At 69.4% G+C, this 23,309-nt stretch carries 20 protein-coding genes; 13 read left to right on the top strand and 7 right to left on the bottom strand.

Annotated features, from left to right (window positions below):
- The first annotated feature begins 122 nt into the window (after positions 1–122).
- From F0Q34_RS10100 to F0Q34_RS10090, 3 genes are all read left to right on the top strand, one after another.
- Complete coding sequence (locus F0Q34_RS10100; protein WP_149812074.1) at positions 123–1,727, top strand: FAD-dependent monooxygenase; 1,605 nt, start codon at positions 123–125, stop codon at positions 1,725–1,727.
- A 407-nt stretch (positions 1,728–2,134) separates the two neighbouring features.
- On the top strand, positions 2,135–2,521 hold the full coding sequence (locus F0Q34_RS10095; RefSeq protein WP_149812073.1) for a YbaN family protein: 387 nt from the start codon (positions 2,135–2,137) through the stop codon (positions 2,519–2,521).
- 165 nt (positions 2,522–2,686) lie between these two features.
- Entirely contained in the window at positions 2,687–3,583 is an 897-nt protein-coding gene (locus tag F0Q34_RS10090; RefSeq protein WP_241665424.1) for a DMT family transporter, read from the top strand.
- A gap of 33 nt (positions 3,584–3,616) precedes the next feature.
- Here F0Q34_RS10090 and F0Q34_RS10085 read toward each other — a convergent pair whose 3' ends face one another.
- The 4 genes from F0Q34_RS10085 to F0Q34_RS10070 form a co-directional block, all read right to left on the bottom strand.
- The gene (locus tag F0Q34_RS10085; protein WP_149812072.1) at positions 3,617–4,294 is read right to left on the bottom strand and encodes an orotate phosphoribosyltransferase; all 678 of its coding nucleotides are present in this window, start codon (positions 4,292–4,294) and stop codon (positions 3,617–3,619) included.
- On the bottom strand, positions 4,291–5,538 hold the full coding sequence (locus F0Q34_RS10080) for a Zn-dependent hydrolase (RefSeq protein ID WP_149812071.1): 1,248 nt from the start codon (positions 5,536–5,538) through the stop codon (positions 4,291–4,293). The genes F0Q34_RS10085 and F0Q34_RS10080 overlap by 4 nt, the downstream gene beginning before the upstream one ends.
- A 97-nt stretch (positions 5,539–5,635) precedes the next feature.
- Positions 5,636–6,892, bottom strand: a complete 1,257-nt coding sequence (locus F0Q34_RS10075; RefSeq protein WP_149812070.1) for an MFS transporter — start codon at positions 6,890–6,892, stop codon at positions 5,636–5,638.
- A gap of 288 nt (positions 6,893–7,180) precedes the next feature.
- Positions 7,181–7,468 carry a hypothetical protein gene (locus tag F0Q34_RS10070; protein ID WP_149812069.1) on the bottom strand — a complete coding sequence of 96 codons (288 nt, stop codon included), beginning with the start codon at positions 7,466–7,468 and terminating at the stop codon, positions 7,181–7,183.
- Between the two features lie 530 nt (positions 7,469–7,998).
- On the opposite strand from F0Q34_RS10070, the gene F0Q34_RS10065 reads away from it, so the two are divergent.
- The gene (locus F0Q34_RS10065) at positions 7,999–9,864 is read left to right on the top strand and encodes a PHA/PHB synthase family protein (protein ID WP_174242025.1); all 1,866 of its coding nucleotides are present in this window, start codon (positions 7,999–8,001) and stop codon (positions 9,862–9,864) included.
- Between the two features lie 80 nt (positions 9,865–9,944).
- On the opposite strand, the gene F0Q34_RS10060 is transcribed toward F0Q34_RS10065, so the two are convergent.
- Positions 9,945–10,778, bottom strand: coding sequence for a sugar phosphate isomerase/epimerase family protein (locus F0Q34_RS10060; RefSeq protein ID WP_149812067.1), 834 nt, complete (start codon positions 10,776–10,778; stop codon positions 9,945–9,947).
- Entirely contained in the window at positions 10,765–11,550 is a 786-nt protein-coding gene (locus F0Q34_RS10055; RefSeq protein WP_161600822.1) for a GntR family transcriptional regulator, read from the bottom strand. The genes F0Q34_RS10060 and F0Q34_RS10055 overlap by 14 nt, the downstream gene beginning before the upstream one ends.
- Positions 11,551–11,771: 221 nt before the next feature.
- Between F0Q34_RS10055 and F0Q34_RS10050 the strand changes: the two genes are divergently transcribed.
- The 5 genes from F0Q34_RS10050 to F0Q34_RS10030 all read left to right on the top strand — a co-directional run bounded on the left by F0Q34_RS10050 (position 11,772) and on the right by F0Q34_RS10030 (position 17,679).
- On the top strand, positions 11,772–12,581 hold the full coding sequence (locus F0Q34_RS10050; protein ID WP_149812065.1) for an enoyl-CoA hydratase: 810 nt from the start codon (positions 11,772–11,774) through the stop codon (positions 12,579–12,581).
- 70 nt (positions 12,582–12,651) lie between these two features.
- Positions 12,652–13,707, top strand: a complete 1,056-nt coding sequence (locus F0Q34_RS10045) for an ABC transporter substrate-binding protein (protein WP_149812064.1) — start codon at positions 12,652–12,654, stop codon at positions 13,705–13,707.
- 119 nt (positions 13,708–13,826) lie between these two features.
- The gene (locus F0Q34_RS10040; RefSeq protein ID WP_241665423.1) at positions 13,827–14,819 is read left to right on the top strand and encodes an ABC transporter substrate-binding protein; all 993 of its coding nucleotides are present in this window, start codon (positions 13,827–13,829) and stop codon (positions 14,817–14,819) included.
- Positions 14,820–14,853: 34 nt separating this feature from the next.
- Positions 14,854–16,602 (top strand): ABC transporter permease, encoded by a 1,749-nt coding sequence (locus tag F0Q34_RS10035; protein WP_149812062.1) that lies wholly within the window; start codon positions 14,854–14,856, stop codon positions 16,600–16,602.
- 3 nt (positions 16,603–16,605) lie between these two features.
- A complete protein-coding gene (locus tag F0Q34_RS10030) occupies positions 16,606–17,679 on the top strand; it encodes an ABC transporter ATP-binding protein (protein ID WP_149812061.1) in 1,074 nt (357 codons plus the stop codon).
- A gap of 156 nt (positions 17,680–17,835) precedes the next feature.
- Here the strand turns inward: F0Q34_RS10030 and F0Q34_RS10025 are convergent, their stop codons facing one another.
- On the bottom strand, positions 17,836–19,617 hold the full coding sequence (locus F0Q34_RS10025) for a gamma-glutamyltransferase family protein (RefSeq protein WP_149812060.1): 1,782 nt from the start codon (positions 19,615–19,617) through the stop codon (positions 17,836–17,838).
- Positions 19,618–19,876: 259 nt separating this feature from the next.
- On the opposite strand from F0Q34_RS10025, the gene F0Q34_RS10020 reads away from it, so the two are divergent.
- The 4 genes from F0Q34_RS10020 to F0Q34_RS10005 all read left to right on the top strand — a co-directional run bounded on the left by F0Q34_RS10020 (position 19,877) and on the right by F0Q34_RS10005 (position 23,304).
- On the top strand, positions 19,877–20,872 hold the full coding sequence (locus F0Q34_RS10020) for a Bug family tripartite tricarboxylate transporter substrate binding protein (protein WP_149812059.1): 996 nt from the start codon (positions 19,877–19,879) through the stop codon (positions 20,870–20,872).
- Positions 20,865–21,341, top strand: a complete 477-nt coding sequence (locus F0Q34_RS10015) for a GAF domain-containing protein (RefSeq protein ID WP_149812058.1) — start codon at positions 20,865–20,867, stop codon at positions 21,339–21,341. Before F0Q34_RS10020 ends, F0Q34_RS10015 begins: the two co-directional genes overlap by 8 nt.
- A 131-nt stretch (positions 21,342–21,472) precedes the next feature.
- Complete coding sequence (locus F0Q34_RS10010; protein ID WP_149812057.1) at positions 21,473–22,687, top strand: PQQ-dependent sugar dehydrogenase; 1,215 nt, start codon at positions 21,473–21,475, stop codon at positions 22,685–22,687.
- Between the two features lie 5 nt (positions 22,688–22,692).
- The gene (locus F0Q34_RS10005) at positions 22,693–23,304 is read left to right on the top strand and encodes a c-type cytochrome (protein ID WP_161600821.1); all 612 of its coding nucleotides are present in this window, start codon (positions 22,693–22,695) and stop codon (positions 23,302–23,304) included.
- The last annotated feature ends 5 nt before the right edge of the window (positions 23,305–23,309 follow it).

The raw sequence follows: 23,309 nt of genomic DNA, 5'->3' as shown, positions 1-23,309 counted from the left end.
CGCCGCGGCCGCTTGCATGGCTCGGCACCACCGGGCGGGACGAAAGCGTGGCGGCGAGTGACAGCACGTCCTGATCCCCTTACCGTCGTTGCAAAACTGCATCGAAGGCGGGGAGGGAGAACATGGCGGAGATACTGGTCGTCGGTGCGGGCCCGGTCGGCCTGACGCTCGCGAGCGAGCTGGCCCGGCACGGCGCGCGGTGCCGGATCATCGACCGGCTGGCGGCGCCATCCCCCTATTGCCGCGCGATCGGCGTGACGCCCCGCACCCTGGAAGTCTGGGATGACATGGGCATCGCGCGCGAAATGCTGGAAGCCGGCTTGTGGATCACCGGCCAGCGCGTGGCGATCCAGGGCCGCCCCGCCTTCGACGTCACCCGCGACACCGCCTCGATTCCCTATGGCAATCTCGGCCTGCCGCAGAATGTGACGGAACGCGTGCTGACGCGCCATCTCGGCCGGGCCGGCATCGCCGTGGAGCGCGGCACCAGCCTGGTGGCGCTGCGGCAGGAGGCAGGGAGCGTCACGGCGCGGCTGGACCGCCCGGACGGCACGGCGGAGGAAACCCCCTTCCGCTACGTGATCGGATGCGACGGCGCCCACAGCGCCGTTCGCCACCTGACGGGCATTCCGTTTGAAGGCGAGGCGATGCCGATGACCTTCATGCTGGGCGACGTCCATATCGATTGGAACCTTCCCCGCGGAATGTCCATGCGGGCGCTGCGCCTGAACGACGACGCGCCTCCCGACCTTTTTGTCGCCGTGCCGCTGCCGGAGCGGGGACGCTATCGCGTGACCATGGTGGCGCCGCCGCGGCTCGTTCTTCCGCGCGGCACCGCGCACGGATTGCAGGCCGAGATGCCGGGCCCCGCGCTAGATGACCTCCAGCAGGGCGCCGACGACCTGCTCACGGAACCCGCGCGGCTTTCCGACCTGCGCTGGTCCTCGGTGTTCCGCATCAGCATGCGCCTCGCCGCGCGCTACCGGGAAGGCCGCGTCTTCATCGCCGGCGACGCCGCGCATATCCATCCGCCAACCGGCGGGCAGGGGATGAACACCGGCATCCAGGATGCGTACAACCTGGCATGGAAGCTCGCCCTGGTGCTGGATGGCGCGGCGCCGGAAGCCCTGCTGGACAGCTATGAAGCGGAACGTCGCCCGGTCGGGGAGGAGGTGGTCGCCCGCACGCGTGCGGCCACGGAGAATTTCGGCCGGGAAACAAGGCGCCCGCACCCGCTGGAGGACACGCAGCTCCTTGTCTCCTATCGCGGCGGCGACTGGGTGCGGGACATGCCCGGCGAAGGCTGGGAAGGCCCCGTGGCGGGAGACCGTGCGCCCGATGCGGCGGGGCTGCGCCAGGCGGGCCTGGGATTTCCGCTGCGGCTGCACGACATCCTGCGCGGCACCGCGCATGTGCTGCTGGCATATTGCCCCGATGCGGATGCCGCCGCGTCATTCCCCGGCTTGTCCGCCTTCGCGCTGGACGCTCAGGCCCGCTTCGGCCCGCGCCTCCGCGTGGCGGCGGTGACGGCCCTGGCCGGTGCCGGCGAGCATCCCGGCCTCGCCGTGCTGCATGATGCGGAGGGCCGCTTCGCCGGGGCCTATGGCGGCACGGCGCGCAGCTTCCTGGTGCGGCCGGATGGCCATCTGGGCTGGCGTGGCCGGTGCTGGCGGGAAGATGGCTTGGCGCAACATCTCAGCCGGGTCCTGAACCAGGGGCGGCATTAGCCCGGCGGCGGCGCGATCATGGCCGCAACTCCGGCGGCCCGCATGGTCTTTTCAGGAACGGCCCTTCATCAGGCCGGCCGGATGCCCGTGCCGTCCGGTGGCGGGGCAGGCGGCATGACGGAGCAGATGGGCTGGAACCCCGCGCCGGTTCCGCCGGCCACCCCATCAGGATCGGAGGCTGGAATGGGCAACGGATCTTCCCCGAACTGCGGGGCGATCGGCGGATGGATTGCCCCGGCCGCCCGCCGCCGGCATTCCCGGCGGCGGCGCTGTTCATGACCGCCGTCCTGCCGGTTCCCGGAACGCATGGGCCGGCCCGCCTCCGCCTTGTGGCGGGTGCGGAACATGGCTGACCGATCATGGGGGCGGGCAGGGGGATGGAGAGGGAAGCGGGCAATGGCGGGGGCATGAGACTGGTGCTGCTGGCCATCGGCTATGTCAGCCTGGGGGTGGCCGCGCTTGGCGTCGTGCTGCCATTGCTGCCGACCACGCCTTTTCTGCTGCTGGCCTTCTGGGCCTTCACCCGCGCCTCGCCCGCCCTGGCGGAGCGATTGCTGCGGAGCCGCCGCCTCGGCCCGCCCCTGCGCGCCTGGCAGGAACGGGGCGAGATTTCGCGTGCCGCCAAGATCCGTGCCCTGCTGCTCCTGCTGGCGAGCTGGGTGTCCCTGGTCTTTCTGTTGAACAATTCCCTGGTGCTGGCCGGGGTGACGCTTTGCCTCCTTGGCTCCGGCGTTTTCATTGCCACCCGCCCCGGCGGCCCGCGCCCTGCCCGCGACCCGCGGGAACAGCCCTGAGCAAGGGTCCGGCAGGCGCCAGCCCCATGGCTCGCCCCTAAAGGCGGGAGGATCGGGGCTGACCCGCGCCGGCCTGGGCTTTGCAGCGCACTGCCATCTGGCTAGTGCTGCGGGGCGGCTCCCTCCATTCCGGGCAAGAAGGGCCGCGAAGGGTGGAATAGTCTCGTGTCCGCATTCCTGCGCCTGTGGGCCCTGCCGGCAGGCACCAGCGGCGGCATCGCCATGATGTTGCTGGGTGTGCTGCTTTTCGCCGTCAACGACACGCTCGGAAAATGGCTGGTTGGCGCCTATACGGTGGGCCAGTTGCTGCTGGTGCGCAGCATTTCCGGGCTTTGCGTCATGGCGCCGTTCATCCGGCGCGCCGGCCCTTACGCCTTTCTGCAGGCACCGCGCCGGGACCTGCAATTCCTGCGCATCATCTTCTCGACGCTCGAGACCTCGCTTTTCTTCTGGGCCCTGGTGGAACTGCCGCTGGCGGAAGTCATGACCTACTACATGGCCGCGCCGATCTACGTGACCGCGCTGTCCCCCTTTCTGCTCGGGGAACGGGTGGGCTGGCGCCGCTGGACGGCGGTGGCGGTGGGCTTCGCCGGCGTGGTCCTGGCGCTGCATCCCTCGCCCGGTTCCCTGTCGCTGGGCGCGGCCTGCGCCCTCGCGGGCAGCTTCAGCTATGCCTGCTTCATGATCGCCACGCGCAGGCTGGCCGGCACCTCCGGGACGGTGCTGATGACGGCGCAGCTTCTGGCCGCCCTGCTTTTCGGCGGCACGCTGGTGTTGTTCCAGGGCTGGACGCCGCCGGGGGCGCTGGACCTCCTGCTGATGCTGTTCCTCGGCATCGGCTCGCTTTGCGGCAATCTTTGCGTGAACCATTCCCTGCGGATCGCGCCGGCTTCCGTGGTCGTGCCCTATCAGTACACGCTGATCCTGTGGGGCATGATCTTCGGCTACCTGTTCTTCGACGAGGTGATCGGGCCACTCACCATGGCCGGGGCCGTCATCATCATTGGCGCGGGCCTTTTCATCTTCCTGCGCGAGCAGCAACTGCGTCGCAGGGATGGGTGAGCTGCCCCCGGCTGGGGCGGCGGCGTGCCGGACTCAGCCCGCCCCCCGGCCGCCATGCCGTTCCGACCAGCTCACGGGATCGGACAGGAAAAGCTCCAGGACCCGGCGCTGCGCCTTGTCGAGGCCTTCCATCGGCTCCATCCGCAGCAGGTCCCGCCAGCCGGCCAGGCTGTGCAGCCGCAGGCCCAGGGCCGCCAGCCGCTCCTGGCTGCCCGGGAACACCGCGTGGTGGAAGATGGTGAAGGCGTCCGTCACCACGCCCCCCGCCTGCCGCAGCCCCTGGGCGAAGGACGCCTTGCTGCCGCCATCCGTGATCAGGTCATCGACGAGCAGGACGTTGTGGCCTTCCACCTCGCCACCCTCGACCTGGGCGTTGCGGCCGATGCCGAGCGGCCGCTTGCGAACGTAGCGCAGCGGCAGGCCGAGCCTGTCGGCGATGAAGCCCGCCCAGGGGATGCCCGCCGTCTCGGCCCCGGCCACGATGCTGAACTGGGTGGAGGGGGAGCGGCGCAGCGCGGCGACGGCGAGGTCCGTCACCTTGCGCCGCCAGCGCGGCTCGCCGATCAGCAGGCGGCAATCGACGTAAACCGGGCTGGCCCATCCGGCCGCCAGGAAGAAGGGCTGCGCCGCGCTGACCCGGATGGCGCCCGCTTCCAGCAGAAGCCGGGCCGTGCTCTGCCCGGCAATGGCGGCGTGGTCGTCGAGGCTCATGCCGCCAGCTCCTGCAGGGCGCGGCGCAGCAACTCGGCGCCGACATGGAAATCGTCCATGGCCATGGCCTCCTTCGGATTGTGGGAGCCATGGGCGTTCCGCACAAAGATCATGCCGCTCGGCACGCCGGCATTGGCGAACACCGCGGCGTCATGGCCGGCCCCGCTGGGGATCGGCTCGTCCTGCTGGCCCATGGCCTGCAGATGCTTCCGCAGGATCTCGATCAGCCCCGCATCCATCCGGGCCGGCGCCGCCTCCACCCGCCGGCCGGGGATGAAGCGCACGCCGCGCTCCTGGGCGATGCCGGCGCATTCGGACAGGAAAAGGTCGTAGAAGGCTTCCAGCGTTTCCGGGCTCTGGGAGCGTATGTCGAGGGAAAAGGTCATCCGCCCAGGGATCCGCGCCAGGGCGTGCTCGGCCGGATCGGTGCCGATGATGCCCGAGGTCACGACCAGGTCCCGCCCGCGCTCCAGCAATGTGCGCCAATGGCGGTCCAGCCGGGTGATCAGCTCGGCCACCGCGAACACGGTGTCGCGCCGCAGCCAGCGCGGCACGGCGCCGGAATGGCCGGCCTCGCCCAGGCATTCCACCGCGCGGTGGCGGACATTGCCGCGGATGCCGGTGACCACGGCCGCCGGCATGTCGCGGGCCAGCAGCACCGGCCCCTGCTCGATATGCAGTTCCAGCCAGCAGGCGAGGGAGGCGGGGTCGATCAGCGCCTCGCCCCGCTCCACCCGCGCCACATCGACGCCGACGGAGGCCATGGCCTGGCGCAGCGTGCGGCCGCTGGCGACGTTGGTGGCCGCCAGATCCTCCGCCTTCAGCCGTCCGAACAGGGCGGAGGAGCCGAGATAGGCCTGGCCGTAGAAGGCGCTTTCCTCCCCCCGCAGCGCCAGCAGGCGGATGGAGCGGCGTGGCCGGAAGCCTGCCTCCCGCAGCCGGGACAGGGCCAGCAGGCCCGCCAGCACGCCCGCCGCCCCGTCGAAATTCCCGCCCTGCGGAACCGAATCGAGATGCGAGCCGCAGGCGATGGCGGGCAGGCCCGGTTCCTGCCCCGGCAGGGTGGCCCAGAGATTGGCGCCGGCATCGCGCATCGTTTCCAGCCCCAGGCGCCGTGCCTCGGCCTCCACGATGTCCAGCGCCCGCGTTTCGCCCTCGGCGTAGCATTCGCGGGTGATGCCGACGCCGTCGAAGCCCGCCTCCCGCAATTGCCCGAAGAGGCGTTCCGCGAGCCCCTCGCTCATGGCGCCGGCTCCCCGAAGGAAGCGCCGGCCCATTCGCGCCCCGGTCCGCCCGCGCCGCTGCGGCGATGCAGGCGGGAGGGGTGCGCCGGCCTGGGCGTCATGACAGCTCGCTGCCCCGGCGCTCGGGGATGAGGAGCCACATGACGAGGATGTCCAGCAAGTAAAGCAGGGCGAGCAGGGCGATGGCGGTGTCGAAGCCCAGGCTCATCGCGACGGCACCGACCACGACCGGCCCGAAGCCGCCGACGGCGCGGCCGATGTTGAACAGCACGTTCTGTGCCGTGGCCCGCGCGGCGGTGGGGTAAAGCTCGCTCATCAGCGCGCCATAGCCGCCCAGCATGCCGTTGACGAAGAAGCCCATCACGGCGCCGCCGACGAGCAGGGCGGCGGGATCGGTCAGCCGGGAATAAACCACCACCATCACGGCGGCGCCCAGCATGTAGCCGAAGAAGGCCGGCTTGCGCCCGACGCGGTCGGCGATGTGGCCAAAGGCGAAGATGCCGATGGCCATGCCGAGGATGGTCACCGCCGTCCAGGTCGCCGACTGGGTCAGGCCGAAGCCGAACCGCGTGGCCAGGTAGTTCGGCAGCCAGATCATCACGCCATAATAGCCGAAATTCTGCACCGAGCAGAGGATCACCAGGCCGAGGCTGTTGCGCGTCGTTTCCCGGTCGCTCACCAGCAGGCGGAGCGGGGAAGCCTTGGGCGCCCGCGCCGTCCGCCGCACGAAGACCTCCGGCTCATGCAGGCGCTGGCGGATGAAATAGGCGACAACGGCCGGGAAAAGCCCGATGGCAAACATCCCGCGCCAGCCGACGAAGGGCAGCAGCAGCGGCGTCAGCAACGCCGCGCCCAGCACGCCAAGCTGCCAGCCGAGCCCGACATAGGAGGAAGCGCGGGCCCGCTTGGAGGCGGGCCAGGCCTCGGCCACCAGCGCCATGCCGATGCCGAACTCCCCGCCCAGGCCGATGCCGGCGATGGTGCGGTAGATCAGCAGGTCCCAATAGCCCTGGGCCAGGGCGCAAAGGCCGGTGAACACCGCGAACAGCACGATGGTCCAGGTCAGCACCCGCACCCGGCCCAGCCGGTCGGACAGCATGCCGAAGCCGATGCCGCCGATCACCGCGCCCACCAGCGTGGCGGTGACCAGGGATGCGGCCTGTGCCTGGGACAGCCCCAGATCGGCCGAAATGGCGCGGAGCATGAAGCCCAGGATCAGCAGGTCGAAGCCATCCATGGCATAGCCCAGGGCCGAGCCCCAGAGCGCCTTCCAGGCCTGCGGGCTGACGTTGTCGCCATCCATCGTTCCGGAGTGCGGGGCGGGGCTTTCCCCCGGCGGTGCATCAAGGCTCATGTTCAGGGCAACTCCACGTCTTTCGGCTTTTCCCGGCATCCGCCGGACAGGCTTGGCGCGATGGCCAGGCTTCTCCGGCGGGCCGCTGTTCGTCGGTGCTGATGGCCCGGCCAGCGCAAGCCTTGCGGGATGGCTCTGGCCGGAAGGATGGCATGTCGGCCCCTTATACCCATCGGAACGCCGGTGGCGATCCAATCGGGCCGCATCGCGGACATGTCCATCCGACTATGAAGGGAAGTCCCCCGTTCGAGGCGTCCTGGCCCGCCTCCGCCGCGGCGCGGCATGCTTCTAATAGGGTTGGAAGCCGCGCCCGCCGAAGCCCTCTCCCCGGCGATAGGAATCCAGGCAGGAATTGCGCACACGGGCACCGATCACGGCGGCCCGCGGGTTGTTGGCGCCCAGCCAGGGCTGCTGCCGTTCCGCCATTTCCCCGCGCCGGATGCATTCCAGCTCGGCCGCGCGATCCCGCGCCGCCGCTTCCGAGGCTGGCGGGGGACGCCAGTTTTCGGCCTCGGGCGCCGGTGGCGGGGCCATGCAGCCTGAAAGCAGCAGGGGCAGCAGCATCAGGCGGCGCATTCGCCGTCTCCCTGTTTCTTGTTCCGGATTTCTTGTTCCGGGCGGGCGTCGCGGGCCCGCCCCGCCATCCTGCCATGCGGGAATGGTTGCGTCGTGCCGGAAAAAAGAATGCCGCGTTCCGCGCCTGCCGGGCCGGCGGCCATCGCCCGGGTTGATCCGGCGACGGGACGTGTTGCGGCGTTCCTGGCGGATCGGGCGAGGCACCCTCGGGCCCCTGGCTTTCGCCATCATCCTGGCGGCCTGCCCGGCAACACGATCCGGCCTCCGATGCGTTCCAGAAGGGTGCCTGGTTCGGCGTGATGTCCGCGTCCAGGCGCCATGGGCGGAAACCGGCCGGAAGCAGCGCATCCCATGAGGGAGGGAACACCATGACCAAACCGGAATCCAGGACCGGGCCAAGGCCAGCACCAGGGCCAGCGGCAACAGGGCCAGCGGCAACAGGGGCAGCGCCATCAGGGGCGGGGCACCATGCGGGGCCGGAGGGGAGCCGGCCTTCATCAGGCGCCCCGCCGCTGGCCGCGCCGGATGCCATGCTGGGCATCTGGTCCGCCTGGCTTGAGAGCGTATCGGCCATGGGCCAGTCCGGCACCCGCCCGGGCACCGATTGGTGGAAGGCACCCGACGAGTTCACCGGCTCACTCCTGGCCATGGGCGCCAGGCAACTCAGCGGCCAGTTGTCCAAGGACCCCTTGCTGCGTGCCATGGACCAGATGTGGAACGCCAATCCGCTGCGCGACGTGGTGCCGGTGGACTGGGCGGAAGTCGCGCGGGCCTTGCGCCTCGTCTGGCTGCGCTCGCTGGCCCGCCCCGGCACGGCCATGATGGCGGCCACGGAGTTCAACGCGGGCCTTTGGCGCGCCGCGCTGGAGGCATGGAACGATGCCGGGAAGCGCTGGTGGGGCAACGGGCCCAACCCCCCGGCGGAACGGACCGACAAGCGCTTCTCGGCCCCGGAATGGCAGACGAACCCCGCCTACCGCACCTTGAAGGAGGGCTACCTGCTGGCCTCGGACTGGCTGCTGCGCCAGGGCGATTCGGTGGCCAGCGGACTGGATGAGGCCGAGCAGCGCCGGCTCGCCTTCCATCTGCGCCAGTTCGTCGAGGCGATGAGCCCGACCCTGCTGCTGGCCAGCAACCCGGCGGCGCTGCGCCGCGCCATGGAAACGGGGGGCGCCAGCCTGGCGGCGGGGGCGCGCAACCTGATGGCGGACCTCAAGGCGGGCCGCCTCAGCATGGTGGACGCGACCGCCTTCGCGCCGGGGCGGAACCTGGCGCTGTCCCCCGGCAAGGTCGTCCATCGCAACAAGCTGATGGAGCTGATCCAGTACGCGCCATCCACCGAAACGGCGCACAAGGTGCCGCTGCTGATCCTGCCGCCCTGGATCAACAAGTACTACATCCTCGACCTGCAGCCGAAGAACAGCATGGTGCAGCACCTGGTGGCGCAGGGCTTCACCGTCTTCATGGTGTCGTGGAAGAACCCCGATGCCGCGATGGAGGATACCAGCTTCGAGGATTACATGGATCTGGGGCCCCTGGCGGCGAGCGAGGTGGCGCGGGAGATCACCGGCAGCGACACGCTGAACGTCATGGGCTACTGCATCGGCGGCACGCTGCTGGCGATGACGCTGGCCTGGCTTTCGGCCCGGGGCGACAGGCGCTTCGGCGCCGCCACCTTCATGGTGTCGATGCAGGATTTCGAGCGCGTCGGGGACACGGCCGTGTTCATGGACGAGCCGGCGCTCGACCTGATCGAGCAGCAGATGATGCAGCGCGGCTATCTCGACAGCCGCGAAATGTCCAACATGTTCAACCTGCTGCGGCCCACCGACCTGATCTGGTCCAATGTGGTCAACAACTACCTCCTGGGCGAGAAGCCCCCGGCCTTCGACCTGCTGTACTGGAACAGCGATGGCACGCGCATGGCCCGCGCCGCCCATAGCTGGTACCTGCGCAACACTTATTCCGAGAACAACCTGATCGTCCCCGGCAAGATAAGGCTGAAGGGCGAGCCGCTCGACCTCCGCCGCATCACGCTGGACCTTTACGCGGTGGGGGCGGAGAAGGACCACATCGTTCCCTGGGAATCCGCCTGGCGCGTCACCCGGCTGGCGGGCGGCAAGGTGCGCTATGTCCTGGCGTCAAGCGGGCATATCGCCGGGATCATCAATCCCCCTGGCGGCAAGGGCAATTACTGGACCAACGATGCCGCGCCCGCCCCGGCCACGGCCGAGGAATGGCGCCGAACCGCCACCCGGCATGACGGCAGCTGGTGGACCGACTGGACCGGATGGCTGGCGGCGCGCTCGGGGGCGCGGGAAGCGCCGCCCTCGCTGGGCAGCGCGGCGCATCCGCCGATCGCCGATGCGCCTGGCCTTTATGTGCTGGAGAAATAAGCACGGCTCGGGAACCCGGGGCGGCGGCTGATCGCGCCGCCCCGGATGGAGCCTTGAAGGGGCTCGGGAAGGCCCGTGCCTCAGGCAGCCGGGACGCCGGCCTCCTGCGCCATCCTGACCATGTCGTGCCGCGCCTTCTGCATGTCCTCCAACGTGCCGAAGGCGTTCATGTAGTGGCCCTTGAAGCCTTTCCGCTCCAGCAGGGCGAACATCGCGCCGAAGTCGAAATTGCCCTGCCCGGGCAGCAGGTGCTGCTCATGCCCGTTGCGGAAGCAATCGGCCAGCCGCACCTCGAACACGCGGTCGAGCGGGATGGCGTCCACGAAGCCTTCCACGCCCTCGGGCATCAAATGCGCGTGGTTGGCGGTGAAGGACAGCGCAAAGGCGGGCGAGTTGATGCGCTCGTAGTAGTAGCGCCATTCCTCGATCGTATGCGCGAGGTAGTGCACCTCGGCATCCGCCGGCTCCTTGTTCAGGTTTTCCAGCAGCAGCAGCGCGCCGCGCTTCTCGGCATGCTCGACCATGCGCTGCAGCCGCTCCAGCCCCGCCTCCATGCGGGGCTTCACATCGGCCGTGAAGTGGTAGCCCGCATGCACCACGATCCATTCGGCGCCAAGCTTCGGCGCCAGGTCGATATAGGCGCGCAGATAGGCATCCACCGCTTCCGAAAGGAAGGGAGAGTATTCCGCCACGTTCACGGCTGAAAGCGTGTGCAGGCCGAGCACCACGCCGCGCCGGCGGGCCTGCTCGCGGATCGCCCCGGCGCGGGCATCGTCGAAGCTGTCCACGCGGTTCGGGCCGGTGTCGAGCTGGATGTCGATGTAGCGGACCTGGTTTTCCGCCGCCCAGTCGATCGCATCCTCCAGCCGCAGGCGCCGCCCGACATCGATGCCGATCCTGTCAGTTCCCAACATGTCGTTTCTTCCCTTTGGGTGTTTTGTTGTCCTCCGCCGCCTCGCCATGCGCGATGGCGGCGAGGTAGCGGGCCCGCCCGGCGCGCGTATGCGCCTCGGCATGGCGTCGCGCCTGCTCCGCCTCGCCGGCCAGGATGGCGGCCAGCAGGCGGTGGTGCTCATCATTCGCGGCGCGCATGTTGCCCGCGGCGTCGAAGGAACGGCGGCGCAGCAACAGCAGCTTGCGCGTGTGCCCGAGATACACGTCGCAAAGCGGACGGTTGCCGCAGAACTCGACAATCTGTTGGTGGAACAGGGTGTTGCCGCTGAAGAACGCTTCGCGCTCGCCGGTGGCGACGGAGTCGTCCATGCCGGCCGCGGTGGCGCGAAGCTGCGCCGCCTGGGCGGGATCGAGCCTGGCCGCCAGCAGCGCCGCCGCATGCCCGAACAGCACGGCGTTCAGCTCGTAGGTCTGCATCACCTCGTCAAGGCCGATGCTGCGCACAAAGGCGCCGCGGTTGAGGATCACGGTGACCAGCCCGGTCCGCTCCAGCGCCCGGGCTGCTTCCCGCACCGGGCCACGGCTGACGCCAAGCTGCGCCGCCAGCTCCGCCTCGTTCAGCCGGGCTCCCGGCTGCAGCGCGCCTGTCTCGATCATGTGTTCCAGCGCCAGCTCGACGCCGCGGCCGAGGGACTCCCGCCCCGCCAGGCGTTGCCTGAACGCGGCCAGGGCCTCTGCCCCTGTTGCGGTGCCTTCGGCCGCGCCGGTGCTGGATGGGCGCCGCTGCTGCATAAGGAAAGCCGTCTCCGGATGACCGTGTTTATTGTTTACATTCCGCAGACCCGGTGACAAGCTTTCCGAACAGGGGAGAAACGAAGCTGCGTGGCACGGTCCGGAAAAGGACAGTCGCGCAGGGCTGGGCATATTGGCCGCATGGCAGAGCGGCCATTCGTGTCATGGCCTCTCCTGCTGCGCGTGGCTCAATCTCGCACTGCAACAGGATCCGGCGGACCATGGACACCAACCTTTCCCACCATGCCTCTGCGAAGATCCTCACGCGCAAGGAGGACGGTATCGGCTGGCTGACGATCAACCAGCCGGAAAAGCGCAACGCCATCTCGCTGGAGATGTGGGATGCGATCGCCGCCGCCGCGGATGATTTCGCCGCCGACGATTCCGTGCGTGCGGTGGTCATGCATGGCGCAGGTGGCAAGGCCTTCGCATCCGGCGCCGATATCAGCGAGTTCGACCGCGTTCGTGCCGATGCCGCCGCCCAGGCGGAATATGGCCGCCGCAGCGGCGCCGCGCGGCGCAAGCTGGAGAACCTGCGCAAGCCGTTGATCGCCATGATCCAGGGCTACTGCATCGGCGGCGGCTATGCCGTCGCGATGATGGCGGATCTGCGCATCGCCTCCACCGACAGCCGCTTCGGCATTCCCGCCGCGCGGCTCGGCATCGCCTATGGCCGGGAAAGCCTGGAGCGCCTGGTGGCGCTGGCCGGCCCTTCCATCGCCAAGGAAATCCTGTTCACCGGCCGGCAGCTCGATGCGGCGGAGGCGCTGGCCTGCCGCCTGGTGAACCGCGTCGTGCCGGCGGAGCAGTTGCGGGATACTGTCACCACCCTGGCGCGGGAGATCGCGCGCAACGCGCCGCTGTCGATCCAGGCCTCAAAGGTCGCGATCGACCAGATCGCCGGAAACCCCGCCGAGCGCGATCCTGAGCTGGTGGAAGAGCTGAACCGCGCCTGCTTCAACAGCGCCGACTACGCCGAGGGCCGCCGCGCCTTTCAGGAGAAACGCGCCCCGACCTTCGCCGGCCGCTGAGCCGGCGCAGCACGGCAGGGCAGGCCGGACGCCAGAGCCGCCGCCCGCATCGCAGAGGGAGGAAACCACCATGCTCACGATCAACAGGCGCCTGATGCTCGGCCTGGCCGCGGCAGGAGCGGCGACGCGCCTTGGCACCGCCCGCGCCGCGGAAATGCTGCCGCACGAGAAGGAACTCTACGAGGCCGCGCGCCGGGAAGGGCAGATCACCTGGTATACCGGCCAGTATCAGGCGGAACCGTCGCAGGCCATCGGGCGCGGCTTCACCGAACGCTTCCCCGGCATCACCGTCAATGTCGTGCGCAGCACCTCCCAGGTGGCCTTCCAGCGGCTGTCGCAGGACATGCGCGCCGGCGTCGCGCAATGCGACGTGTTCAGCTCCACCGACCACAGCCACGCCGCCTTCCTGAAGCAGCAGGGGCGGCTGATGGCCTACAAGCCGCGGAACGCAGCGGGGCTGATCCAGGCGGCCAAGGACGCCGCGGACCCGGATGGCTATTTCCAGGTCACCTATCTCGGGCTGTTCCTGATGGGGCGGCGCAGCGACGTGGTGTCGGACGCCGACGCGCCGAAAAGCTGGAAGGACCTGATCGACCCACGCTGGCGCGGCAAGATCGCGGTGGGCCATCCCGGCTACAGCGGCGCCATCACCTCCTGGTGCCTGGCGATGCGCCGCCTTTATGGCTGGGACTACTTCAAGGCGCTGGAAAAGAACCAGCCGCAGATCGGCCGTTCCAGCGCCGATCCGGTGACGATGCTGAATGCGGGGGAGCGCACCATCGGCGCCGCGCTTCCTTCCGCCACCAGCCTGTTGTCGATCTCCCGCGGCAATCCGATCAAGCTGATCTATCCGGAGGAAGGCACGCTGATGGTGCCGGCGCCGAGCGGCGCGCTGAAGGATGCGCCGCACCCGAACGCGGCGAAGCTGTTCATGGAGTTCATGACCAGCCCCACCTATTACGAGGTCACCCGCCCCTTCTTCAGTGAATCGCTGCGCCCCGAGGTGCCGCCCCCGCCGGGCTCGCGCCCGCTCGCCGAGGTCAAGATGATCTCCGCCGATCCGGATGAGCTGGAACGTGATGGTCAGGAAGTGAAGGAGCTCTGGCGCGACACCTTCGGCGTCTGATCTGATGATCCCCCCCGCGCAACGACGCGGGGGCGTGCAGGGAGGAAATGGATATGCGAGGGATGAGCCGGCGCGGCCTTCTGGCCAGCGCAGCCATAATCGGAAGCGGCGGCCCGGCGATGCGCGCCGCGGCCCAGGACCTGCCCGCCCATGAGCGCGAGCTGTACGAGGCCGCGCGGCGCGAGGGCGAGATCACCTGGTATTCCGGCCAGCAAAGCGCCGAAACCTCCGAGGCGGTGGGCCGCGCCTTTGGCGAGCGCTATCCGGGCGTGCATGTCAATGTCGTGCGCAGCACCTCCCAGGTGGCCTTCCAGCGGCTGTCGCAGGACATGCGCGCCGGCGTCGCGCAATGCGACGTGTTCAGCTCCACCGATTACAGCCATTCCACCTTCCTGAAGCAGCAGGGGCGGCTGATGCCCTACACCCCGCGGAACGCCGCAGGGTTGCTGGAATTCGTCCGCGCGGCTGGCGACCCGGACGGGCATTTCCACATCTTCTATATCGGCGTGCACCTGATCTCCCGCCACACGGGGCAAGTGCCGGAGGCCGAGGCGCCGCGAAGCTGGCAGGACCTGCTGGACCCGAAATGGCGGAACAAGCTGGCGGTCGGCCATCCGGGCTTCAGCGGCGCCATCGGGGCCTGGGCGGTGCTGATGCGCAAGCTTTACGGCTGGGATTATTTCACCAAGCTGGAGAAGAACCGGCCGCAGATTGGCCGCTCCAGCATCGACCCGGTGACGATGCTGAGCGCGGGGGAGCGGCAGGTCGGCGTCGCCGTGCCATCGGCCACCGCGCTGCTCGCCATTTCCCGCGGCAATCCGCAATCGCTGATCTACCCGACCGACGGCACGGTGGTGGTGCCCTCGCCCAGTTGCATCCAGAAGAACGCCCCGCACCCGAACGCGGCAAAGCTGTTCATGGAATACGCCACCGGTCCGGAATATTTCCGCGTCACCCGCCGGTATTTCTCGGAATCGCTGCGCCAGGACGTGCCGCCGCCGGACGGGGCCAAGCCGCTCGATTCCATCAAGCTCATCCTGCCCACGCCGCAGGACATCGAGGCGGGCGTGCCGGAGGTGAAGGAACAATGGCGCGACACCTTCGGCATCTGACACCGCCTCAGCATCACGGGGGAGTTCCGCCTGCATGACCGAGACCGCCGCGATCCTGCCGAAAGCCGCCGCGGAAGAAGCGCGGCGGCCGGCCTGGCTGCGCCGCCTGCGATACCTTGAACCATCGAACCTGCTCTGGATCCTGCTGGTCGCGGCGCTGCTGTTCCTGGTCGCGGTGCCGATCGGCAAGCTGCTGATCGTCAGCTTCGAGCAGCAGGGCACCGGCGCCTTCACCCTGTCCAACTACGCCACCGCCTATGGCCGCGCCCGCTACCTGGAGGCACTGGCCAATTCCCTGATGCTCGGCGCGCTGTCGTCGCTGCTGTCGGTGATCTTTGCCGTGCCGATGGCCTGGGCCGTTTCCCGCACGGACATGCCGGGCAAGGGCTTCACCTGGGCCATCGTGATGGGCGCCTTCATCATGCCGCCCTATCTGGGGGCCGTTGGCTGGATCCTGCTGGCGGGGCCGAATTCCGGCTTCCTCAACCAGGCCTGGACCTGGCTGACCGGGCTGCAGGCGCCGCTGGTGAACGTCTACACCTTCTTCGGGCTGGCGCTGGTGATCGCGCTGCATTCCTTTCCGTTGATCTTCATCTTCGTGAAATCCGCGCTCGACCTCGTATCCTCGGAAATGGAGGACGCGGCCAACATCCTCGGCGCCGGAACATCGACGGCGATGCGCAAGATCACGCTGCCGCTGGTGTGGCCGGCCATTCTGGGCGGCATCATCGTGGTGTTCCTGGAAACCGTCGCGCTGTTCGGCACGCCCGCCATCATCGGCATCCCCGCGCGGATCAACGTCGTCACGACGCAGCTCTGGCAGTTCTTCGAATATCCCGTGCGAGTCGAAGTGGCGGCGGCCTATGCCATGCCGCTGCTGCTGATCACCGTCGGCATGATCACCGTGCAGAAGCTGCTGCTGGCGCGGAAGGGCTTCGTGTCCCAGACCGGCAAGGGGGGCGAGCGGCGGCCGATCAAGCTCGGCCGCTGGCGCTGGGCGGTGCTGGGCTATTGCGGCTTCGTCGGCGCGCTGGCGGTGGTGATGCCGCTGATGGTGCTGCTGCAGGCTTCCTTCGCCAAGGCGTGGGGCCGCGGCCTCGCCTGGAGCAACCTGACCTTCGAGAACTACGCCTATCTGCTGTTCCGGCACGAGATGGCGCTGACCTCCATCTGGAACACGCTCTGGTTCTCCGCCGCCGCGGCCACGGCGGCGGTGTGCATTGCCGTCCTCGTCGCCTACATCGTCGCGCGGAAGCTGGTTCCCTTCGGCTCGGCCCTTGCCTTCCTGGCGATGGCGCCCTTCGTGATCCCCGGCATCGTCATGGCCATCGGCTTCTATGCCGCCTATGCGGCGCCGCCGATCGCGCTTTACGGCACGGCGCTGATCATCATCCTGGCCTTCACGGCGCGCTTCCTGCCCATCGCCTTCGCCAATTCCGCCGCCGCCGTGCGCGCGGTGCATCCGGAGATGGAGGAAGCGGCGCGCATCCTGGGCGGAGGGCGGCTGCGGACCATCGCCCGCATCACTGCGCCCTTGATCATCCGCAGCCTGATCGGCGGCTGGCTGATCGTCTTCATCGTCGCCTCGCGCGAGCTTTCGGCTGCGGTCTTCCTGGTCGGGCCGCGCACCCGCACCATGGCCGTCCTGCTTTACGACCTGAGCGAGGCCGGGAATTTCGAGGTGCTCGCCGCCTTTGGCGGGCTGCTGCTGGCGCTCACCCTGATCCTTGTCGCCATCGGCATGAAGCTGGCCGGGCGTGACTTCATGCTGCGGAGGAACTGATCCATGCCCCGTCTCACATTGAAGGGACTGAGCAAGTCCTATGGCCCGGTCAAGGTCGTGGACAATGTGGACCTGACCTTGCAGGAGGGCGAGTTCGTCTGCCTGCTCGGCCCGTCCGGTTGCGGCAAGACGACGACGCTGCGCATGATCGCCGGCTTCGTCGAGCCGACGGAAGGCAGCATCAGCATGGATGGCGAGGTGTTCTCCGCCCCCGGCGCGGTGCTGCCGCCGGAGCGCCGCCGCATGTCGATGATCTTCCAAAGCTACGCCATCTGGCCCAACATGACGGTGGCGGAGAATGTCGCCTTCGGGTTGAAGCTGCAGAAGCTGTCCTCCGCCGACGTCCGGGACCGCGTCGCGCAGATCCTGAAGGTCGTGCAGATGAGCCACCTGGCCGACCGCTACCCCGCCGAATTGTCGGGCGGGCAGCAGCAGCGCGTGGCGCTCGCGCGGGCCATCGTCGTCAAGCCCGCTGTGCTGCTGCTGGACGAGCCCTTGTCCAACCTCGACGCCAACCTGCGCGAGGAGATGCGGTTCGAGATCCGCCGGCTGCATGACGAGTTCCGCATCACCACCGTCTATGTCACGCATGACCAGTCGGAAGCGATGGCGACGGCCGACCGGATCGCGGTGATGAATGCCGGCCGCATCGAGCAGGTGGACGCGCCCCACCTGATCTATGCCCGGCCCCGCACCCGCTTCGTGGCGGCCTTCATCGGCCGGACGAATCTGCTGGCCGGCCATGTCGCGAATGGCGAGATCGGCCTTGACGGCTTCGCCCTGCCGACGGCGCAGCTGGGGGAGGCGGTGCCGGATTCCGCGCGCCCGATCCTGCTTTCGGTGCGGCCGCAAAGCATGGCGCTGCATCGCAGCCGGCCGCAGGCGCATGATGGCCGGCCGGTGCTGTCCGCCGTGGTGGCGCAGCGCACCTATCTCGGCGAATCATGGGATTATGTGGTCCATCCGCAGCAGAGCGGATTGCAGCTCCGCGTCACCGCCCCGCCCTTGCAGGTGCATGAGGTGGGCGAGGCGGTTTGGCTGGAGATCGATCCCCAGCAGATCGCCGTGGTGGCCTGAAGCCGGCCCCGCGCCGCCAGGATGCGGCCTGGGGCTGGCGGGATGCCGTGCATTTCCCCTGGGGATGGCGGCGTCCCGGAACAGGGCCCGCCGGCCGGAAATTGGGGACATCCTGGCCCGCCTCCGCCTTCCGCGGCGGCGGGCCTTTCCGGTTTCTTACCGGCCGATGGCGTAGGCCTGCATCAGCCGCGGCGTGGCCGCCGCGATGACGAAGCCATCCTCCCGCCCCACCGCGCAGACGCGGCCCAGCGACCAGGGCGCCTCGACCTTCACCCGGTGGCCACGGCGTTCCAGCGCCGCGATGGCGTCCGGACCGATGCGGTCCTCCACCAGCAAGCCGCCCGGCTCGAAGGTGCGCGGGTAGAAGGATTGCGGGAAATGCTTGCTGGTGAAGAGCGGCAGGTCGATGGCGGCCTGCAGGTCCAGCTTGTGGTGCAGGCGCCGCAGGAGGACGGCCAGCGTCCACTGGTCCTGCTGGTCGCCGCCCGGCGTTCCCATGGCCAGGTAGCCTTCGCCATCCCGCGTCACCAGGGTCGGGGTCAGGGTGGTGCGGGGGCGGGTGCCGGGGCGCAGGTCGCTGGGCAGCCCGGCCTCCAGCCAGCCCATCTGGCCGCGTGTGGAGATGGAGAAGCCCAGGCCCGGCACGGCGGGGGAGGATTGCAGCCAGCCGCCGGACGGCGTGGCGGAAATCATGTTCCCCCAGCGGTCCACCACGTCCAGATGCACGGTGTCGCCCCATTCCACGGGAAGGGGCGCGAAGGTCGGCTCGCCGGAGCCAAGTCCCACCGGCGTTTCCGCCCCCGCCCGGGCCAGGATGCGGCGCATGGCATCGGCGGCGCCGGGCAGGTCGCCCGGGATGAGGTCGAGGGAGGCCGTTTCGCCCACCAGCCGGCGGCGGCGATCAGCGTAGTCGCGGGACAACAGGGTATCGAGCGGGATGTCGGAGGCATCCGGGTCGCCGTAGAAGACCTCCCGGTCGGCATAGGACAGCTTCATGCACTCGACCACCAGGTGCACGAAGCGCTCCCCGGCGGGGTCCATGCCGGCGATGTCGTAGCCTTCCAGCAGGGCCAGCGTCTGCAGCAGGGCCGGGCCCTGGCCCCAGGGGCCGGTCTTGTGGACCGTCACGCCCGCATGGTCGCGGGACACGGTCGGCTCGACCCGCGCCTCGTAGCGGGCGAAATCCTCGGCGCGGAGCAGGCCGCCATGGCGGCGGCCGCTGGAATCCATCAGCTCCGCCGTGCGGTAGAACCGGTCCACCGCCTCGGCGACGAAGCCGCGGTAGAAGGCATCGCGCGCCGCCTGGATCTGGCGCCCGCGATCCGCGCCAGCGGCTTCCGCTTCCGCCAGGATGCGGCGATAGGTGGCGGCGATGCCGGGGGTGCGGAAGCGGGCGCGCGGGCGCGGCACCTCGCCGCCCGGCATCCACACCTCGGCCGAGCTGGGCCATTCGGCGGGAAAGAACTCGCGCGCCGGCAGGATGGAGGAGGATACGCGGGGCAGCACGGGAAAGCCGTCCTCGGCATAGCCGATGGCGGCTTCCAGCACCGCGCGCGGCGTCCAGGTGCCGTGGTCGCGCAGCAGCAGCATCCAGGCATCGAAGGCGCCGGGCACCACCGAGGGCAGCAGGCCGGTGCCCGGCACCTGCTTCAGCCCCAGCTCCGCGAAGCGCTGCGGCGTGGCGGCCATCGGGAAGGGGCCCTGGCCGCAGATCACCACGGGCTCCGGCGCGTCATGGCGCTTGAGGATGATGGGCACCTCGCCGCCCGGGCCGTTCAGGTGGGGCTCGACGATCTGCAGCACGAAGCCGGCGGCCACGGCGGCGTCGAAGGCGTTGCCGCCGCGCTCCAGCACGGACATGCCGACCGCGCTGGCGAGCCAGTGCGTGGTCGCCACCGCGCCGAAGGTGCCGCGGATCTCCGGGCGGGTGGTGAACATGGGCGCGCCTCCTTCTGGAACAGTTCCGGCGGGTCCGGCCTTTGGGCCCGCCCCCCTGGGCAGGGGCGGGGCTTATCATGCTCCCCGGCCGGGGCGAAAGCCGCGCGCCTTGCGCCGCCGGCGCGCCCATTCTAGCAAAGGCGCCATGCCCGACCGCTGGCCAGCGCGCGGACCGCCGCTGCGATGGGCACAACAGGTGGGCGGCCATGCCGGCACCGACGAACCCGCTGAACGAGCCGTCTTGCAGGACATCCAGACCATGAACCGATCGCACCTTCCGCGCCGTGCCGCGCTGTCCCTCCTCGCGGCGCCGGCCATCGCGGCGCTTCCGCAGGCGGCGCGGGCACAGGATGGCTATCCCGACCGGCCCGTCAGCGTGATCGTGCCCTGGGCGCCCGGCGGATCGACCGACATCCTGGCGCGCATCCTGGCCGAGCCGCTGCGCGCCTCCCTCGGCCAGCCCTTCGTGGTGGAGAACCGTTCCGGCGCCTCCGGCAATATCGGCTCGGCCGCCGTGGCGCGCTCGGCGCCGGATGGCTACACGCTGCTGTTCGGCTCCATGAGCACGCATGCGATGAACGATGCGCTGTTCAGCAACATGCCGTTCAACGGGGTGGATGATTTCACCCCCATCGCGCTGCTGGCCTATGTGCTGAACACGATGGTGGTGCATCCCTCGGTGCCCGCCAACACCGTCGCGGAGTTCATCGCCTACGCCAAGGCCAATCCGGGCAAGATCGCCTATGCCTCGGCCGGCTCGGGTTCCACCAACCATCTTTGCGCCGCGATGTTCGCGCAGGTGGCGGGGCTGGACATGGTGCATGTGCCCTATCGCGGCGGCGCGCCGGCGACGCTGGACACGGTGGCCGGGCAGACGCAGCTGTTCTTCTCCGCCGGCACCCAGACGCTGGACCATGTGCGAAACGGGCGCCTGAAGCTGCTGGCGGTGACGGAAGGGCGGCGCTCCGCCCTGCTGCCGGAGGTGCCGACGGTGAGCGAAACCCTGCCCGGCTTCGAGATGGCCGTGTGGTACGGCGCGCTGGGCCCGAAGGGCATGCGGCCTGCCCTGGTGGACCGCCTGAATGGCGAGATCAACAAGGCCCTCATGACACCGGTGGTGAAGGACAGGATGGCGGCGATCGGCGTCGAGGTGGTGAACGAATCCGCTGCCACCTTCACAGAAACGCTGCGGGCCGATGCCGTGAAGTGGAGCCGGATCATCCGGGACCTGGGCATCGACAAGACCGATGCCTGAGATGCTGCCCGACCTGATCGATGCCTTCGAGGCGGCCGGCCGCGATGCCGGCCCATTGCCACGCATCCGCATGGCCGACCGGCTGGGGCGGGAACTAGCCGGGCAGCAGCTCTGCACCGCCATGGTCTTCGATCCCGGAGCGATGACGGTGCAGCGCATCTACAGCTCGCGGCCGGACGAATACCCTGTCGGCGGCCGCAAGCCCAAGCGGGACACGGCCTGGGGGCGGCAGGTGCTGCTGGAAGGCCAGCGATTCGAGGGTGAGGGCGATGATGCGATCCGCGCGCATTTCTCCGATTCGGCCGTGATCCTCGGGCTCGGCCTGCGCTCCATCGTCAACCTGCCGATCCTGCGCAACGGCCGGTGCGCCGGCACCCTCAACATGCTGTGGCCCGAGCCGCTCCTGCGGCCGGACCGTGTCGCGGCGGCGCGGCTCCTGGCGCTTCTGGCCGCTCCTGACTGGGAATAACAGGCGCGCCCCCTCCGCGGGATTTCGGGCACCGCCACGCCGAATGGGGGGGGGGAGGGCATTGTTTTGCCCCGAGAACATGACCTACCCTTCCCCGGGATGGCGCAGCACGCGCCACCCCGGAGGAAATGATGACATCCCATCCTGCTTGGCGCGCGGCACTGGCCGGGGCGCTTTCCCTTTCCGTGGCACTTCCCGCGCTTGCTCAGCAGCCCGCGCCTCCCCCCGCCTGGGCGCAGGGCCGCTCGTCGGAGCAGGCGAACAGCCCGCTCGCCCCGCATGCCCCCCGCCTGACGGCGGTGCCGGCCGCCAGCATCCCGGTGGACGCCATCAAGCTGCCGGAAGGCTTCCGCGCCGAATTGTGGGCGTCGGGCATGCCAGGCGCGCGGATGATGGCGCGTGGGGAGGACGGCACGGTTTATGTCGGCACGCGCAGCATCGGGCGCGTCTACGCCGTCAAGGATGAGGGCGGCAGCCGCGCCACGCGCACCCTGGCGCAGCGGCTGGACCAGCCCAACGGCGTGGCCGTGAAGGACGGCGCGCTCTACGTCATCGCGATCAACCGCGTGCTGCGCTACGACAACATCGCGCAGAACCCGAATGCCGAGCCGGTTGACCTGACCCAGGCCTTCAACCTGCCGACCGAGGCGCATCACGGCTGGAAATTCGCCAATTTCGGCCCGGACGGCAAGCTGTACATGAATATCGGCGTGCCCTGCAACGTTTGCACCTTCGACGAGGACCGGCACGCGCTGATCGTGCGCTTCAACCCTGATGGCTCGGGCCGCGAAATCGTCGGGAAGGGCGTCCGCAACTCGGTGGGCTTCGACTGGCGGCCGGGCAGCAACGTGCTCTACGCCAGCAACAATGGCCGCGACTGGGCGGGCAATGACACGCCGGAAGACACGCTGCACCGGCTGGCCCGCCCCGGCGAGCATCACGGCTTCCCGTATTGCTCGGGCAATGCGTGGCAGGACCCCGGCCACACGGCGCGCAAATGCTCCGAATTCCCGGCGCCGGTTGCGCTGCTCGGGCCGCACACGGCGCCGCTCGGGATGCGCTTCTACACCGGCACCATGTTCCCCGAGGCTTATCGCGGCCGTGCCTTCATCGCGCGCCACGGCTCCTGGAACCGCGACGCCAAGAGCGGCTTCGACGTGGTGACGGTGGCGCTGAACGAGGATGGCTCGCAGGGCAAGGTCGAGCCCTTCCTGACCGGGCTGCTCGATGCGGGCGACAACAGCTTCAAGGGGCGGCCGACCGATGTGCTGGTCATGCCCGACGGATCGCTGCTGGTGTCCGATGAGCAGAATGGCGCGATCTACCGCATCACCTATCAGCGGTGACCGGCTTGCGTGCCATTATTCTTGGCCTGGCGCTGATGGCGCCAGTCCTTCCCGCCTCGGCCCGGGATGCCGCCGTGGAGCGCGGCGCGAAGCTGGTGGAGGAGCGCGGTTGCGGCGCCTGCCATGGCGAGCGGGGAATTTCCGAAATGCCCTCCACCCCGTCCCTGGCCGGGCAGCAGCGGGAGTTCATCACCCTGCAGCTTGTGCTGTTCCGCGAGGGGTTGCGGGACGTGCCGGCCATGCAGGCGCCGGTGGAGGGCCTGACGGACGAGCAATTGGAGGATCTGGGCGCGTATTTCGCCTCCCTGCCGCATGCGCCGCCGCCGGATCGCGGCCAGCGGGACAAGGCCGCCTTTGACAGCGGGGCCGCCCTGGCGGAACGGCTGCGCTGCGGCGTGTGCCACCTGCCGAGCCTGGCGGGGCAGAACCAAGTGCCGCACATCGCCGGGCAGCGGGAGGATTACCTGGCCGGCACGCTGAAGGCTTATCGCGACAGCACGCGGCACGGCACGGACACGCAGATGAACGCCGTGGTCCAGGGGCTGAGCGATGCGCAGATCGACCAGATCGCGCATTACGTGTCGCAGCATGAAGGATCTCCTTCGCAGCCGCGGTGATCTTC

The organism is Teichococcus oryzae, assembly GCF_008386565.1.
Lineage (GTDB): Bacteria > Pseudomonadota > Alphaproteobacteria > Acetobacterales > Acetobacteraceae > Pseudoroseomonas > Pseudoroseomonas oryzae.
This window is presented reverse-complemented; position numbering and strand designations above follow the sequence as displayed.

Bases quoted from the DNA above. Each gene is read 5' to 3' on its own strand.
- F0Q34_RS10100 (WP_149812074.1), top strand. From the start codon at position 123: ATGGCGGAGATACTGGTCGTCGGTGCGGGCCCGGTCGGCCTGACGCTC.
- F0Q34_RS10095 (WP_149812073.1), top strand. From the start codon at position 2,135: ATGAGACTGGTGCTGCTGGCCATCGGCTATGTCAGCCTGGGGGTGGCC.
- F0Q34_RS10085 (WP_149812072.1), bottom strand. From the start codon at position 4,294: ATGAGCCTCGACGACCACGCCGCCATTGCCGGGCAGAGCACGGCCCGG.
- F0Q34_RS10080 (WP_149812071.1), bottom strand. From the start codon at position 5,538: ATGAGCGAGGGGCTCGCGGAACGCCTCTTCGGGCAATTGCGGGAGGCG.
- F0Q34_RS10075 (WP_149812070.1), bottom strand. From the start codon at position 6,892: ATGAGCCTTGATGCACCGCCGGGGGAAAGCCCCGCCCCGCACTCCGGA.
- F0Q34_RS10070 (WP_149812069.1), bottom strand. From the start codon at position 7,468: ATGCGCCGCCTGATGCTGCTGCCCCTGCTGCTTTCAGGCTGCATGGCC.
- F0Q34_RS10065 (WP_174242025.1), top strand. From the start codon at position 7,999: ATGCTGGGCATCTGGTCCGCCTGGCTTGAGAGCGTATCGGCCATGGGC.
- F0Q34_RS10060 (WP_149812067.1), bottom strand. From the start codon at position 10,778: ATGTTGGGAACTGACAGGATCGGCATCGATGTCGGGCGGCGCCTGCGG.
- F0Q34_RS10055 (WP_161600822.1), bottom strand. From the start codon at position 11,550: ATGCAGCAGCGGCGCCCATCCAGCACCGGCGCGGCCGAAGGCACCGCA.
- F0Q34_RS10050 (WP_149812065.1), top strand. From the start codon at position 11,772: ATGGACACCAACCTTTCCCACCATGCCTCTGCGAAGATCCTCACGCGC.
- F0Q34_RS10045 (WP_149812064.1), top strand. From the start codon at position 12,652: ATGCTCACGATCAACAGGCGCCTGATGCTCGGCCTGGCCGCGGCAGGA.
- F0Q34_RS10040 (WP_241665423.1), top strand. From the start codon at position 13,827: ATGCGCGCCGCGGCCCAGGACCTGCCCGCCCATGAGCGCGAGCTGTAC.
- F0Q34_RS10035 (WP_149812062.1), top strand. From the start codon at position 14,854: ATGACCGAGACCGCCGCGATCCTGCCGAAAGCCGCCGCGGAAGAAGCG.
- F0Q34_RS10030 (WP_149812061.1), top strand. From the start codon at position 16,606: ATGCCCCGTCTCACATTGAAGGGACTGAGCAAGTCCTATGGCCCGGTC.
- F0Q34_RS10025 (WP_149812060.1), bottom strand. From the start codon at position 19,617: ATGTTCACCACCCGCCCGGAGATCCGCGGCACCTTCGGCGCGGTGGCG.
- F0Q34_RS10020 (WP_149812059.1), top strand. From the start codon at position 19,877: ATGAACCGATCGCACCTTCCGCGCCGTGCCGCGCTGTCCCTCCTCGCG.
- F0Q34_RS10015 (WP_149812058.1), top strand. From the start codon at position 20,865: ATGCCTGAGATGCTGCCCGACCTGATCGATGCCTTCGAGGCGGCCGGC.
- F0Q34_RS10010 (WP_149812057.1), top strand. From the start codon at position 21,473: ATGACATCCCATCCTGCTTGGCGCGCGGCACTGGCCGGGGCGCTTTCC.